We start from the raw sequence: 14,160 nt of genomic DNA, 5'->3' as shown, positions 1-14,160 counted from the left end.
GCTGTAAAGCCCTTCTCTACGAGAGGCTACGCCAACGGGCAATGGCTGCGCTTAGAGCGCTAGCGGGGCGTTCAGCCCGTGCTGAGTTGTGAGTAAAGAGTTTTCTCTCTCCCAGATTCCCTATACCCCGCATCTCTCCCCACTCCCCTTTTTTGATGATTAGTCAATAATGTGGAAATAATAAGCCGCTACGAGGAAGTTAACGGCTAGTAGTAAAACTGCCCAACCTGTACGAAAAGTATAGGGTGGTTTAGCGCCAGTGTTAGCTACGGGTGGAATTTGCGCTTTAGCCATCAGTCGATCTCCTAATGTCATGACTTTTTCAGAAATACCAAATAGCGGACTCAATTACCCAAATTCTTTAAAAATATTTGTGAGAAGTGAGAATTAGGGGGACAAATCAATTCAAAACTCAAAACTTGTACTAAGTAAGCATAAAGGACTTACGCAGTATCACTAAATTTTCTGGCTTTTTGTCAATAGTCCATAGTGAGATAGTTGGCTCCCTTTGACTATGGACTATTCCCGCACTTCTCCCGAAATTTATAAAACCGAATTCCAGAGGCTGTAGGGGCGGGTTAACGAGATATTCGTGAATGATTCAAGCTTCCTTTGTGAACCCGCCCCTACCGTTTTGTGAGAAATGCAGGTATTGACCACCTTCTTTTATGGTTTATTGGTTGAGTGCGGAAGTCCCATAACATTTCAGCTTTTTCTGCTCGTGACCATGAGCAACTACACTCCCAAACACTTTAAAATGATCAAGTATATTGAAATATGTAACAAATATTTATGCCTCCTCGTTGGCCTCGCAGACCTGATCGCCGTGATCCTGAATTTCGCAAGTTAGATGACAGAATGAATTTTGCTGTCCATGTAGCTGTTGCAGCCACTATTAACTCCGGTTTATGGTTTTTCCACAACATCACACTAGCTAGTTGGGCGTGGCTACCATTGTTAACTGCCGGCTGGGTAATAGGATTGCTAGTACATCTGATTTATATTACAGCGATCGCTAATTACTCACCAACACCACCTAAATCCACCTGAAGATGGACGGCTTCAGCTAGGGCAATTGTAACCTGCGGTTATACATTCGCTCGGTTAATTAGGCGATAATGTTAATTAGCCAGAGAGCTTTCTCTCTTATTTTATATAAGGTGATTTTATGGCTAAGACTAACACTACAGAATTACTCGAAGCCCTAGCAGCCGAAATTGGCGAAAATGTGTATATAGATATTGCCAAATGGCATTTATATTTATCTAATGCCAAGCTGCATACTGTAGTTGCTGAACAGTTATATCCTCTAATTACTTCTAAATCAGTCAATGAAGAGGCAGTCATTAAAGTCCTAGAATCTATCCCCGTCAAAATTGGTGGTGGTAGAAGAGAACTACCTTTAATTGACTTACTTCCATTGCAATGTCAGGTAAATCTGGTTGATATTTTAGAGAAATACCAACGCGAAATCTAATTTTTGTCTTGACACTAGTCGCCTAATTTACCCTGGTTACACCTCTATTTTTAGGAGGTGAGATAAACGAATGCCTGTGAATTCTGCAAATGAATCCACTCTATATTTACGTAAGGATAATTATATGTTTTTACAAATCAAAAATAGTAGAGATTTAGTTAAAATTCTTGATATTCAAGAATTAATCGACCCTAACAATGATATTGTTCATGGACAAGACCAAGAAGGTCAAGAAGAACAAGAAACAGAGTCTTTTCAAAAAGAAAATCTAGAATTTCCTTCTGGCGAAAGTTTACCTCGTTGTTGGTTAGATGCTAATTACAGAAAAGTCAGTATGGCTCATTGACCTATCCCAGAGAATAGAAAACTAGCTTAACAGTTAATTGGTGTTGGTGCTTTGTAGAAATATTTGATGTCATCTTCACCTCAAAAATTGTCTCTTTAGCCTAACACCAATTCTTAGACAACAGGTATAATTAAACCCTCACAGGCTAGTGAAGTATTGGCAAAAATAGATTGAACCTTACTCTCAACCTGATCAAGAAAATCATCATGATCATCTGGGTGATGATGAGAGATAACTAACTTTTGAACATTGGCTTTCTCCGCCATTTCTACAGCCACTTGCCAAAGCAACTCAGCTGATTCATGGGCGTGGGATGTTGGGGGAATATAAGTTGCATTGGCAATCAGCAAGTCAACATCTTGAATCATCTGCAAAATTTGCTCTCTTTCCCCAGGTTCAGCATTCATATTTAAATCGGTGACATAGGCCACATTATAGTTTTGCCATGTCACCCTGTAGCCAATAGAGCGCTGTGTCTGATTAATCAGTGCTGTGGTAATTTTGACCTCATCTAGCCCCACTTCACTATTAGGTGTTAAATTACAAAATTGCAATTCCGATTGCATCACCTGTAGAGGGTAAGGAAAATGTGGTTGGAGCATCTGATCATAGAGACATTGTTTAATCGAAGCTCCATTAGAAGCTGCACCACCGTAAATATGAAAGCTGTTTTCAGCGATGAACGCTGGTGCAAAAAAGGGAAAACCTTGAATGCGATTCGATTGGGAATTGGTAAAAAATAAATGGGCTTCTAGGGGCTGTTGTAAATTTTGCCAAGCTTTACCCAAGATTCTTAAACCAGTACCACCATCAAAAATTAGGCGTTTACCAGCTACATACATCTCTACACAAGCTGTGTTGCCACCGTAGCGGCTAGTATGATTACTGGGAGTGGGAATTAAACCCCTAACTCCCCAAAATTGCACGAGAAAATCACCAGGAAGACTACTTAGGCTACTAGTAGACTTGTCGATTGGGTAGCTTTGAGAACTTGACAGCTCAAGATTTGTCATTTTCTTTGAATTTAGACTTTATTGAGCAGGTCATCGTAGCGCCGTACTTCTAAAAGTTGGTTTTTTTCGTTGACGATGACTACCGTCGGAGTGTAACTTTTTAACTCCTCTGGAGTAAACTGCCCGTAAGTCATTATAATCAAGCGATCGCCCATAATGCCTAGACGGGCGGCAGCCCCATTTAATTCAATAATGCCCGAATTCGCCGGAGCTGGAATCGCATAAGTAATGAAACGCTCCCCATTGGCATTATTCACTACTTGCACTTGCTCGTAAGGCAAGATACCAGCTTTATCCAACAGAATTTCATCGATGCTGATACTACCCACATAATTGATGTTTGCCCCCGTGAGGGTGCAATTATGAATTTTTGCCAATAGGAGGGTGCGTTGCATTTTAGTTAGAATCTCTCAGCAATGTTTGCAGTCGGCAACCAGCGAAATTTGGATGTTCTGTACTCATGACTTTTGTGGCAGGGAAGCACAGAAGAATAATGACTACTCAGCACTCCCCAACCAACTTTTACTTTTTCACTTTAGTACTAGCCATCACAAATTGCCCACTGTTATCGGTAAGCTTGAATGGATTTGTCTACTAAGGCTTTTACCTGATCAACATCTTGCCAACCGAGGATTTCCGTAACCTTTTTTTCTAAATTTTTGTAACTACGGAAAAATTCGGCTATTTCATCCAAGCGGTGTGGTGCTATGTCGTTCAGAGATTTTACATGAGCATAGCGTGGATCTTTAGCGGGTACTGCCAGAATTTTTTCATCGCGATCGCCACCGTCAATCATTTCTAAAAACCCAATTGGTCTAGCAGCTATCACACATCCAGGAAAGGTAGGCTCATCAATAATCACCATACCATCTAAAGGATCGCCGTCATCAGCCAGAGTGTTAGGTACAAAACCGTAATCGTAAGGATATTTGACGGAAGAATATAATACTCGATCTAAAGCAAAAGCTTCCAAGTCTTTGTCAAATTCGTATTTGTTTTGACTACCACCAGCAATTTCAATCAGAATGTTAATAACACCGGGCTTGGGTTGTGCTGGAATACGAGATAAGTCCACAAAAAACTCCTATCTTAGCAAAAGTGCATTGGGGACATACTCCCCGTGTAGAATTTTATGGCCAAGATGGACTTCTTCCCAAAGTATTTATTTGAATTAGTCAGTCGTCAGTATACATCTACGCAAAAGAACATACATACATAGGGCTTGCTGAAAAAGTCCTCTCGTGGGGGTAGGTAACAGGTAACAGGTAACAGTTTTTTCCCGATATTGGCATAAATTTTGCCGAGATGTCTAATGTCTAATAGGCGGTAATTAAAAAGCGTTGCGAGAAAATATCGCAACGCTGGTGAATAGTGTGTAAAAAATTGATTTTTCCCGAAGGGATTCACTCTCGCCTTAGTCTGGGTGACTAAAATATCCGGCAAAAACGCCTATGTAGGTTTTATTCACTGACTTACCCACAAATGCTAGATCAAAATCTACTCTCTCCATTTTTGCGGTTTTTGCTTGTCAAGTCTCATCCTCAACTATTGTCTAATCTTCACCTCGCGGTAGTTCGTAGGTCATGGGTTGCTGGTTATTTTGGACATTGGTTGAATAATGGGCAATAACAATCACTGGTAGCGTTAGAGTTACTAAGGCAATCAATGTTCCCACAATATCTGCCAAACGATGGGAGTACGTGTCGGAAGAACTGGCAGACTGGCTATCTGAATTCATACAAAGTTAAAGTCAATCACATCACTTGTAAATTTGCTCTCTAGTTGAGAGTCTCTGTTCTATTTTAGCTATGTTTCACTGCTAAGTGTGTAGCGCGAAAAAACATCAGCCAGTTTGGCATGGTTCATAATTGTAGTCTTATACCTGCTAGTCTTGATATAAAGTTGGTGAAAAACATTGCCAATTTGCTTAAGTGACTAATTTGTTACGATTCCTGGACATAATCTGTCATTATCGCGTTAAATTTTGGTTAAAAGACTAACATTGAAAATACCTTATTTTATCTTCCCAAATATTAATTACCAACTTTATGAATAGAATTTGGTTAAATTGTAACATCTCGAAATACTTTATGCAATAAGCTTCTAGCGATTTTAGATGTTAGAAAGACATAAAAAAATACGAAATTTCACTGAAGCAGATATGATGTCTTAATCCATTACTAAATAATGACCATACTGAATATGTAAGGAACTTTAACTAAATTTAGTTCACAAAAATTTTGGTCAACAGAGTTTCATCCCGAAAAATACAGATAAATCCACAAAATTTGTCAGTGAATATTCAGAGATGCACTAAAATTCAATTTTTTTCAACTATTGCTTGATGTCATATTCAATTTAGATAGTGTGTTTATAATTATGTCAATCTATATATAGGTATATTTAAAATAGATAGTTCAAAAACCGAATACTAATACCAATTCTCTAAAATCCCACAACAGATAAAGCCTGAAGTATATATAGCGGTTCTCGTTCATGTGAGGTACATCTGTAGGGGCAATACCCTGCGAAAGGCTTTCGGCTACATGAATTGCCTCTACACCTTGCGATATAATTTTGTACCGCATCTGAGTGAGAACCGCTATGACCAACTCTGAAAAATAAGCAATTGCTATTGTAGTAACTAAAAATGCTGTTACAACGACGTTAACTTAAAACGTCGTTGTTTTTTCGTTGTATATTGATATTGTAGTCGGCAAACTGATCACGACTTTCAATGAACAAAGTATTAGATGAAACCCTTTCTCTCAAAATAGCAGAAAGCATCAAAAGCAAAGCTCATAAACCTTTTGATAATGCTTACAAAGCTGCCTTAGCAACAAAAGGAGCAGTTTATGTCCAAGGATTTCTAGTTTCTACAGGTAAGCCATACAAACCTCAAGAACATGGTTGGATTGAAATTAGCGATGTCGCTGAGAACAATGCAGTTATCAGTATTGTAGACCCCACACTACCTCACTTACACAAAAAACCAGACCAATTGTGGTATTTTGCCGCACAATATTTGACTCTGAAGCAGCTAAAAGCAGTTATAGAAGAATCCCAAGAAGATTATCCAGAAGATGATCCATTACCTATCTATGGTGAAGCACCTTATGAGTATTACGGTGATGTCATGTTGGGAGGTAAAGAATATTTAGCAGCCTATCAAGCAGCAGAAATAAAATGTCAAGAAATTAAAGCTTTCACCGCCCAAAATAATTAAGGGACTTCCAACTAAAAAAATATACAATTACTTTGATGAGCAAGGGAGGCAGGGGTGTAAACAGTGAAAAGTGAAAAGTGAACAGTGAAAGTTTATTAACTGGTAACTGATAACTGTTAACTGGTAACTGATTTGGCAGGGGTGGAAAAATTCAATGATCATATTTGCTCTTATACCAATTTCCTTTAAATGCGAACAGTAGAGACGTTGCAATGCAACGTCTCTACATAATTTATGTGTATTATGATTAACGTGAAATGGTATTACCTATTGAATATTTTATTTTCTGGAAGTCCCTAAACCTTAATGCTGGTAGCAGAATGACGAATGAAGAATTAGTAAGATTTTCCATCACTACCAAAATATTCTCTATAGCCACAAATTTTATCGTCACGCACATCAAAAGAAACGGCTACCCGATTTTTATAAGGTTGTCCCAATAAAAATCCTTCATCTCGAAACTCAAAAACTACGGTTGTTTCATTGCTAGTAATTCGGTCTAAGGAAGCTAACTTCAGTCCCGGATTAAAAGATGCAGATACATATTGAAAAAACTCTCTAGCTCGTTCTTTGCCTGTATTTAAACCGTGGAATTTTCCCATAGGAAACCAAAAAGTAAAATCTTCTGTCAGCATATCGAGAAATGCTTGCCATTCTCCCGTAGCTAACCCGTGTGTAAAATATGTAAATGCTTGATTAGCAACTTTTAAAGTATTTTCTGAATTTTGTGTCATCCTTATTTATAGATGTTGTTTCTTTTATTATATTAACTTAGATCAAGGTGTTGGGTTAGGTTGCGCTCCATCCAAACTACATTTTTTGCTACTATATTTGTCCTTGCCAATATCTCAATATTTACCATATAAAAATTAAGTTGCTGGGAAATTCCAAGCAACTTAATAAAGAATATTTTAAATGCTAATTAAACTATCCCACCATTAACGCGAATGTTTTGTCCAGTGATCCAGCGTGCTTCGTCGCTAGCAAGAAACCCCACGACATCAGCAATTTCTTGGACATCACCTAGTTTACCAAAGGCAGCCAGTTGGGCTAGATGATTGATTTGGGCTTCGGTTTTGCCTTCTCGAAAAAGTTCTGTATCAGTGGGGCCAGGAGAAACTACATTTACTGCAATACCTTTTGCTCCCAATTCTTTGGCTAATACCCGTGATATTTGTTCTACCGCGCCTTTTGTCGCCACATAGGCACTATAGGTTGGTAACATCATGCCTGTAGTCGATGAGGAGAAGTTAATGATTCTGCCTCCTGCGGTCATGTGCTTTGCTGCTTGTTGACAAGCAAAAAAAGTGCCTTTGACGTTGATGGCATAAATTTTATCAAAATCCTCTTCGGTGATTTCGGCAATGGGTTTGTAAATAATTGTGCCGGCATTATTTACCAAGATATCAACTTTACCAAAGTGAGTAATTGTTTGCTGAAACAGTTGCTCAATATCAGCTAGTTTACTGATATCAGCTTGGATAGCGATGGCTTTTACTCCTAGTTTCTCGATTTCTGTCACCACTTCTGCGGCTTTATCTGCTCTCCCGGCATAGTTAACAACCACAGATGCACCTTTACTCGCTAATGTCAAGGCGATCGCTCGACCTATTCCCCGTGATGCCCCGGTAACAATTGCCACTTTTCCTGCCAAAGTTGCCATAATTTGACCTCATCTGAAATTTTGTATTGTTTACCGATGACTGGTGTGAGGAACTTTGCCATCCTGGCTATGATCTAGTATTGGTTGGGGTGGATGGGGTCGGAAGCGATCGCGGATTTTGCCAATGACGATGTATAGAATTGGCACAATAAATAGACTCAGGAATGTAGAAACAATCATCCCCCCAGCAACGGCTGTACCCAGAGATTTTCTACTGGCTGCACCTGCGCCTACAGGATTAATCAACGGCCAAACACCCAAAATAAAAGACAGGGAAGTCATGAGAATGGGACGCAACCTCTCTTCTGATGCCTGCACGGCTGCTTTCACAATTGGCAGACCTTGCTCTCGTAATTGGTTGGCAAATTCTACGATCAAAATGGCATTTTTACTCGCCAGACCAATCAACATTACCAAACCTACCTGGCAAAACACATCATTAGCTAAACCCCGCATCCATTCTGCTGATAGCGCTCCTAAGATAGCTAGGGGAACGGACAGCATAATAATCAATGGGTCTACATAATTTTCATACTGCGCCGCCAACACCAGGAAGACAAATACTAGTCCTAGTCCAAAAATTACCGGACCTAGACCTCCAGATTCTTTTTCTTCCGCCGTGATCCCTGACCATTCGTAACCCATACTGGCGGGTAAAATCTCTTGTGCCAATTTCTCCATAGCTGTTGTGGCTTGACCAGAACTGTAACCAGGAGCTGCCGCACCGTTAATTTCAATGGCGCGGAACAGGTTGTAGTGATTGATGGTTTGTGCGCCAGTTGCTGATGTTATGTTCACCAAATTACTCAGGGAAATCATTTGATTGCTGGCAGATCGCACGTATAATTTGCCAATATCTTCTGGGTTGGAACGATACTGAGCATCAGCTTGCACATAAACTCGGTAAGTTCGTTGTTGGAAATTAAAGTCATTGACATAGCGCGAACCCAAATAAGCCTGAAGAGTATTAAATACATCATCGACATCTACCTCTAAAGCTTTGGCTTTGTTGCGGTCTACATCGATGAACATTTGGGGTGTATTGGCACTAAAGGTACTAAATACAGCCTGTAACCCTGGAGTTTGATTACCCCGCGCCATGAACTGTCCCATGACTTGTAGTAGGTTATCCAAGCCACTGTTCCCAGCTCGATCTTGCAGTTCAAATTGGAAACCACCAAAATTGCCTAAACCGTCGATGGGTGGTGGACTCACAGGAAAAATTCTAGCTTCGGTGATGTTGGAGAATACGCCTGCCAACTTACCAATAATTTCTTGGGCTGACTGTCCCGCTTGATGACGCTCATCCCAAGGCTTAAGGGTGGTAAAAATTACGCCACTGTTAGCACTGTTGCCACTAAAACTAAAACCGCCGATCGCAAAAGTACCCGTGACTTCCGGCAATTTGAGAATTTCTTGTTCCACCTGAGACATGACGTTGCTGGTGTAGTTGAGAGAAACCCCCTCTGGCCCTTGAATAATGGTGATGAAATAGCCTTGGTCTTCTTCGGGAATAAATGCAGTGGGGACGACGAGATAAAGCCAGCCTGTCACGCCAATGGAAGCAATAAATAAGAGGATGACGATCGCTCTAATTCTCGTGAGATAATTTAGCGATCGCTCATATCTTTGCCTTGTCCAATCCAAAAACCTGTTAACCTGATTAAAAATTTTCCCCAGCCAACCACGGGGTTTCTGTCCCCGACGCAGCAATAAGGCGGAGAGAGAAGGGGTTAAGGTAATGGCTAAGAAGGTGGAAATGGCCATGGAAAAGGCGATCGTCAGCGCAAACTGTTTGTAAATCTGTCCTGTAGTTCCGGGGAAGAACGCCACAGGCACAAACACAGCCATCAAGACTAAAGATGTAGCAATTACTGCCCCAAACAGTTCTCGCATCGACTCAGAAGCCGCTTGACGCGGTGACATCCCCTCTTCTTCAATCAAACGGGAGACGTTTTCTACAACAATAATCGCATCGTCAACCACCAACCCAGTTGCTAGGGTCAGACCGAATAAGGTCAAAGTATTAATGGAAAAGCCAAAAACTTTAATAAAGGCGAAAGTGCCGATTAATGTTAGGGGAATGGTAATTACGGGAATGAGTGTCGTACGCCAATCCTGCAAGAAGATAAAAATTACCAAGACGACAAGAACTAGCGCTTCTATTAGTGTTTTGACTACTTCGGCTAGAGACTCTTCCACAAACAATGTGGTATCAAACGCCACTTGATACTTCATCCCTGGCGGGAAGTTGGGCGCTAGTCGCTCCATTTCGGCTTTGACTGCCTTGGCAACTGATAAAGCATTACTACCTGGGGTGGGGAATATACCGATACCCACACCCTCATTACCTCTAAACCGCAGAAACGAGTTATAGTTTTCTGCACCTAATTCGGCTCGACCGATATCTCTAAGCTTTACTAGTGTGCCATCAGCCCCGGTTTTAATCACCATATCGGCAAATTCTGTCGCTTCCGTCAGTCTGCCGCGAGCCTGGAGGTCGATTTGATACATTTGACCGGGTAAGGAAGGCTGCTGACCGATTTGCCCCACACCTACTTGGATGTTTTGCTCATCGATCGCATCAATCACATCTTGAGCCGTGAGGTTGCGACTCGCTAGGCGATTTGGGTCTAGCCACAGACGCATGGCATAGCGGCGTTCTCCAAAAATCCGCGCCTCACCCACACCGTTAAGTCGTTTCAGGGAATCTACTAAATATTGGTCGGCGTAGTTACTTAAAAATACATTATCAAATGCTTGTTTCTCACTGTACAACCCGATCGCTAACAAGATATTGTTAGACTGTTTGCTGACAGTCACACCAGTCCGTTGCACCGCTTCCGGTAGCTGGGGTTGGGCAATAGACACCCGGTTTTGAACATCAACTGCGGCAATATCTTTGTCCCGTGAGGGGTCAAAAGTGATGGTAATTGTACTCGTGCCATCATTACTACTGCTAGAAGTCATGTACTTCATGCCCTGAACCCCGTTAATTTGGCGTTCTAAGACACTCGTCACAGTATTTTCCACAACTTCTGCACTAGCGCCAACGTAATTAGCATTGACAATAATTTGTGTCGGGCTAATTTCGGGATAGCGATCCGTAGGCAGCGTGGGAATGCTGATTGCTCCTACCAGCAGAATGATAATAGCGCAGACACTTGTAAATACAGGTCGCCTGATAAAGAAATCAACAAACATTGGGGATTGGGGATTGGGGATTGGGGATTAGGGATTGGGGATTAGGGATTAGGGATTGGGGATTAGGGATTGGAGATTGGGGATTGGAGATTGATTTTATAGATTACCCAGTACCCAGTACCCATTACCCAGTATCCAGTACCTAACTATTCAGGCACAATCGGTACGCCATCGCGGAGATTTAACAATCCTGATGTGACAATTGTTTCCTTGGGCTGCAAACCGCTAATGATTTGGTAATTGTTACCTCTGATATCACCTAATTGCACCCGCTTTTGTCGGGCAACTATTTGAGAGTTTCCTTGGGGTGATTTTGCTGTTTCTGTAACATAGACAAAAGTTTCCCCGGCGATGCGATTTACGGCTGTAGTTGGGATTAACACACCTGTGCGTTGATTCCAGATAACTCGCGCCCGGACTAATTGATCTGCTCTGAGTTGACCATTGGTATTGTTGTATAAGGCTTTAATCAGAATTGACTGTGTCCCATTGCTGGCATTAGGAGCAATGAAAAATACACGACTATTACCGATAATTTCTCCTTGGGGATTGAGAATCTCTACAGGCATTCCCTTACGTAATTGGGGGCCACGCTCTAGTGGTACAGAAATATTGACTTCTAACGGTCGATTTTGAGTAATGGTGACTAGTTGTGTAGCCGTATTGACGAAATCACCAATTTTCACGGGGATATCACCCACAGTGCCGTCAAAAGGGGCAGTAATTCTGTAGTATTGGAGTTGGACTTGTTGTTCTTCAGTGTTAGCCTGTGCTTGCTGTAAGGATTTTTGGGCTTGGATCACACTAGCCTTTTGGGCTAGAATTCTCGACTCTATGGCTTTGAGACTAGCTTTAGCCGTTGCCAGTCTGTTGGCATACTGATCTTTCGTTTGGCGAGATACAGCTCCTTGGTCAGCTAAACTACCATAACGTTCATAGTCCTGCTGATTCAATTGCACATCAGCAAGATTCGATAAGCGTTCTGCTTCTAAGGATTTGAGTGTGGCGTAAGAGTTTTCTAACTGTGCATTAGCAACCTGGCTAGCTGCATTATTACTAGTTACTGTTGCCTGTTGTTGTCTAGAATCGATTTGAATAACTGCAGCTCCAGCCGCAATCGGATCTCCCGATCGCACATATATTTGCGTTACCTGTCCTTGGATTCTCGGCTGGAGCCTCACAGAACGACGAGATTCTAAGTTAGCTACGAATACATCACTTTCTTCAATTGTGCCAACCTGGACTGGTGATGTTTTGACTCGTACCCCAGGCGGTTGAGCATTAGCTGTGGAAGGTGGTTGATTGCTTGGACTTAGCAATCGCCAAAGAATAGCTGTTCCACCCCCTAGTATGAGGATGATTGCTAATAACCTAAGCCACCGCCGTTGTCTTGGAGGTGGCTCTTTGTCAGGTGTTTGGGAAAGGTTTTCCCCAAAATCAGTTTGAGGCTCAGGGGATGACATAGCTTACAGCAGAACGAAAAACAACGGAAAATCTATGTTAACGTGGTGGGGCTTTGAGCCAGTAATAATTTTACTGAATTTGATTAACTAGACCGAAATCAACATTAATAATTTTGCAGTAAAAATTACTGATTTAGCATGATGCTTTAAGGTCACAAATGTGTTAACTCATCCAAAATATACTGTTTGATCAATTTTTGCCAATCTATCTAAGGGTTAATGATGAAAACTAGTTTACAAATCAATGGTTGTCAATGTCTTTTCATTTGTTGCGGAAAGTATTCTGTTTTTGCTAACGGATAATAATTTTTTGGGTAATGGGGGATAGGGGATTGGGAATAGGGGATTGGGGATTGGGAATAGGGGATTGGGTAAGAGAGAAGAAGTCTATTTATGTTATGTTAAATTGTTGTCAAAATCAAATAGATAAATGTTTTAATACCTAAGAATATCACGGTGCAATCAAAAAGCCTTCGCCATGACAATTATTGTGGCTTTTTTATTAAAAAAACGATTTTAGAGAAAAACAAATTTTAAAATCACAGTTTCTTATAAGCAAGTCAGCACAATAAAATCAACCTATCTAAATAACCATACACCAAACTTAAACCAATCCCCAATCCCCAATCCCCAATCCCCTATCCCTTAACCAACATCTGCTCAAAAGCTTTGGCAAGTCCAGTTTGAAAGCGTTGGCGATGTTTGAGTTTATAAAATGGTCGCACAATTTCGGCGATCGCTGGCGCACCATTGCGGTGATCAATCACACGAATTGCACGTAAAGTTCCCAGTTGAATCTCTTTTTTCACCATCAACTCAGAAATACCGATCGCACTCACATCAGTTTCGATCGCCGCTTTAGTCATTTCTCCACTGGTGAAGACTAAATTGACATTTAATTCGCTCAAGTTAATGCCCCAATTTTGCAGCGCTTCCTCAAATCTTTGCTGGGTTCCCGAACCTGGTTCTCTCATCACCCAAGAAGTTTGGGTTAGTTCAGAGATTTCTATTTCTTCTTTGTCAAACCAAGGATGATTTTTGCCAACAACGATTTGTAAGCGATCGCTTCCCACAATTTCGTATTCCAAGTTATTCTGCAATTCTGGCTTCACATCTCCTTCCACCAAACCTAAATCAAACTGTCCCATTGCTGTACCGACAGAAATTGTTTCTGCATTAGCTAAAGAACAATTCACAGTAATTCCCGGATATTGGCTTTTGAAGTCACTAATTTTACTCGGTAGCCAATAATTCCCAATTGTCAGACTAGACCCTAATTTCAATTCCCCCCGTTGTAAATTGTTTAATTCTCGTAATCCTCGTTCAGTCAAGGTAACTTGATCAAGAATTTTCCGTGCTTCTACTTGCAGTAACTTTCCCGCCTCCGCCATCTCAATATGGCGACCAATTCGATGAAACAGTTTGACTCCGTATTCTTGCTCTAAATTATGAACTGCGGCACTGACAGCAGGTTGAGTAATATAAAGCTCCTCTGCTGCACGGGTAAAGTGTAAGTGTTCTGCTACGGCTAGAAAGATTTTTAGTTGCTCAAGGGTCATCCCTGCCATTGGAAGTATCTCTGTAACTTGGTGTCAATTTTCATCACTTGTATTTATCATTTTGACAAAAAAAAGCATTTGATTCTATTGGTTAGATTGCCTAAAGTATAAATTGTTCCACTTTTTGACATCACAATCCCAATCACAGCAGGAAAATCAACACATTTGACTCAAATAGGAGTATTGAGTGCCAAAAAATACATAGATTC

General features: G+C 41.0%; 15 protein-coding genes. 4 read left to right on the top strand and 11 right to left on the bottom strand.

The genetic code is table 11. The features are described 5' to 3' along the window. Positions 1 to 159: 159 nt before the first annotated feature. Positions 160 to 294, bottom strand: a complete 135-nt coding sequence (locus FD725_RS03400; RefSeq protein ID WP_179046823.1) for a photosystem I protein PsaX — start codon at positions 292 to 294, stop codon at positions 160 to 162. A gap of 498 nt (positions 295 to 792) precedes the next feature. Between FD725_RS03400 and FD725_RS03395 the strand changes: the two genes are divergently transcribed. The 3 genes from FD725_RS03395 (at position 793) to FD725_RS03385 (ending at position 1,823) form a co-directional block, all read left to right on the top strand. Next, positions 793 to 1,050: a 2TM domain-containing protein gene (locus FD725_RS03395; protein ID WP_179046822.1), complete on the top strand. Its 258-nt coding sequence runs from the start codon at positions 793 to 795 to the stop codon at positions 1,048 to 1,050. Between the two features lie 118 nt (positions 1,051 to 1,168). Then, positions 1,169 to 1,477 (top strand): DUF3181 family protein, encoded by a 309-nt coding sequence (locus FD725_RS03390; protein ID WP_179046821.1) that lies wholly within the window; start codon positions 1,169 to 1,171, stop codon positions 1,475 to 1,477. 124 nt (positions 1,478 to 1,601) lie between these two features. Further along, the gene (locus tag FD725_RS03385) at positions 1,602 to 1,823 is read left to right on the top strand and encodes an acetyltransferase (protein WP_179051402.1); all 222 of its coding nucleotides are present in this window, start codon (positions 1,602 to 1,604) and stop codon (positions 1,821 to 1,823) included. Between the two features lie 113 nt (positions 1,824 to 1,936). On the opposite strand, the gene FD725_RS03380 is transcribed toward FD725_RS03385, so the two are convergent. From FD725_RS03380 to FD725_RS03360, 5 genes are all read right to left on the bottom strand, one after another. Beyond that, on the bottom strand, positions 1,937 to 2,836 hold the full coding sequence (locus tag FD725_RS03380; protein ID WP_179046820.1) for an MBL fold metallo-hydrolase: 900 nt from the start codon (positions 2,834 to 2,836) through the stop codon (positions 1,937 to 1,939). A gap of 11 nt (positions 2,837 to 2,847) precedes the next feature. After that, entirely contained in the window at positions 2,848 to 3,231 is a 384-nt protein-coding gene (gene panD / locus FD725_RS03375) for an aspartate 1-decarboxylase (RefSeq protein WP_179046819.1), read from the bottom strand. A gap of 170 nt (positions 3,232 to 3,401) precedes the next feature. Continuing rightward, positions 3,402 to 3,911 carry an inorganic diphosphatase gene (locus FD725_RS03370; RefSeq protein WP_179046818.1) on the bottom strand — a complete coding sequence of 170 codons (510 nt, stop codon included), beginning with the start codon at positions 3,909 to 3,911 and terminating at the stop codon, positions 3,402 to 3,404. Between the two features lie 477 nt (positions 3,912 to 4,388). Next, positions 4,389 to 4,574, bottom strand: coding sequence for a hypothetical protein (locus FD725_RS03365; protein WP_179046817.1), 186 nt, complete (start codon positions 4,572 to 4,574; stop codon positions 4,389 to 4,391). A 679-nt stretch (positions 4,575 to 5,253) separates the two neighbouring features. Continuing rightward, positions 5,254 to 5,424, bottom strand: a complete 171-nt coding sequence (locus FD725_RS03360; protein ID WP_179046816.1) for a hypothetical protein — start codon at positions 5,422 to 5,424, stop codon at positions 5,254 to 5,256. A 149-nt stretch (positions 5,425 to 5,573) separates the two neighbouring features. On the opposite strand from FD725_RS03360, the gene FD725_RS03355 reads away from it, so the two are divergent. Continuing rightward, the gene (locus FD725_RS03355; RefSeq protein ID WP_179046815.1) at positions 5,574 to 6,062 is read left to right on the top strand and encodes a hypothetical protein; all 489 of its coding nucleotides are present in this window, start codon (positions 5,574 to 5,576) and stop codon (positions 6,060 to 6,062) included. Positions 6,063 to 6,397: 335 nt separating this feature from the next. Here FD725_RS03355 and FD725_RS03350 read toward each other — a convergent pair whose 3' ends face one another. The 5 genes from FD725_RS03350 to FD725_RS03330 all read right to left on the bottom strand — a co-directional run bounded on the left by FD725_RS03350 (position 6,398) and on the right by FD725_RS03330 (position 13,960). Further along, a complete protein-coding gene (locus FD725_RS03350; RefSeq protein WP_179046814.1) occupies positions 6,398 to 6,796 on the bottom strand; it encodes a nuclear transport factor 2 family protein in 399 nt (132 codons plus the stop codon). A 188-nt stretch (positions 6,797 to 6,984) separates the two neighbouring features. After that, positions 6,985 to 7,725, bottom strand: a complete 741-nt coding sequence (locus tag FD725_RS03345) for an SDR family oxidoreductase (protein ID WP_179046813.1) — start codon at positions 7,723 to 7,725, stop codon at positions 6,985 to 6,987. A 30-nt stretch (positions 7,726 to 7,755) separates the two neighbouring features. Further along, the gene (locus FD725_RS03340; protein WP_179046812.1) at positions 7,756 to 10,929 is read right to left on the bottom strand and encodes an efflux RND transporter permease subunit; all 3,174 of its coding nucleotides are present in this window, start codon (positions 10,927 to 10,929) and stop codon (positions 7,756 to 7,758) included. Between the two features lie 146 nt (positions 10,930 to 11,075). Beyond that, complete coding sequence (locus FD725_RS03335) at positions 11,076 to 12,392, bottom strand: efflux RND transporter periplasmic adaptor subunit (protein WP_179046811.1); 1,317 nt, start codon at positions 12,390 to 12,392, stop codon at positions 11,076 to 11,078. Positions 12,393 to 13,030: 638 nt separating this feature from the next. After that, on the bottom strand, positions 13,031 to 13,960 hold the full coding sequence (locus FD725_RS03330; RefSeq protein ID WP_179046810.1) for a LysR substrate-binding domain-containing protein: 930 nt from the start codon (positions 13,958 to 13,960) through the stop codon (positions 13,031 to 13,033). Positions 13,961 to 14,160 lie beyond the last annotated feature (200 nt).

Source organism: Nostoc sp. TCL26-01 (assembly GCF_013393945.1).
Classification (GTDB): Bacteria; Cyanobacteriota; Cyanobacteriia; order Cyanobacteriales; family Nostocaceae; genus Trichormus.
This window is presented reverse-complemented; position numbering and strand designations above follow the sequence as displayed.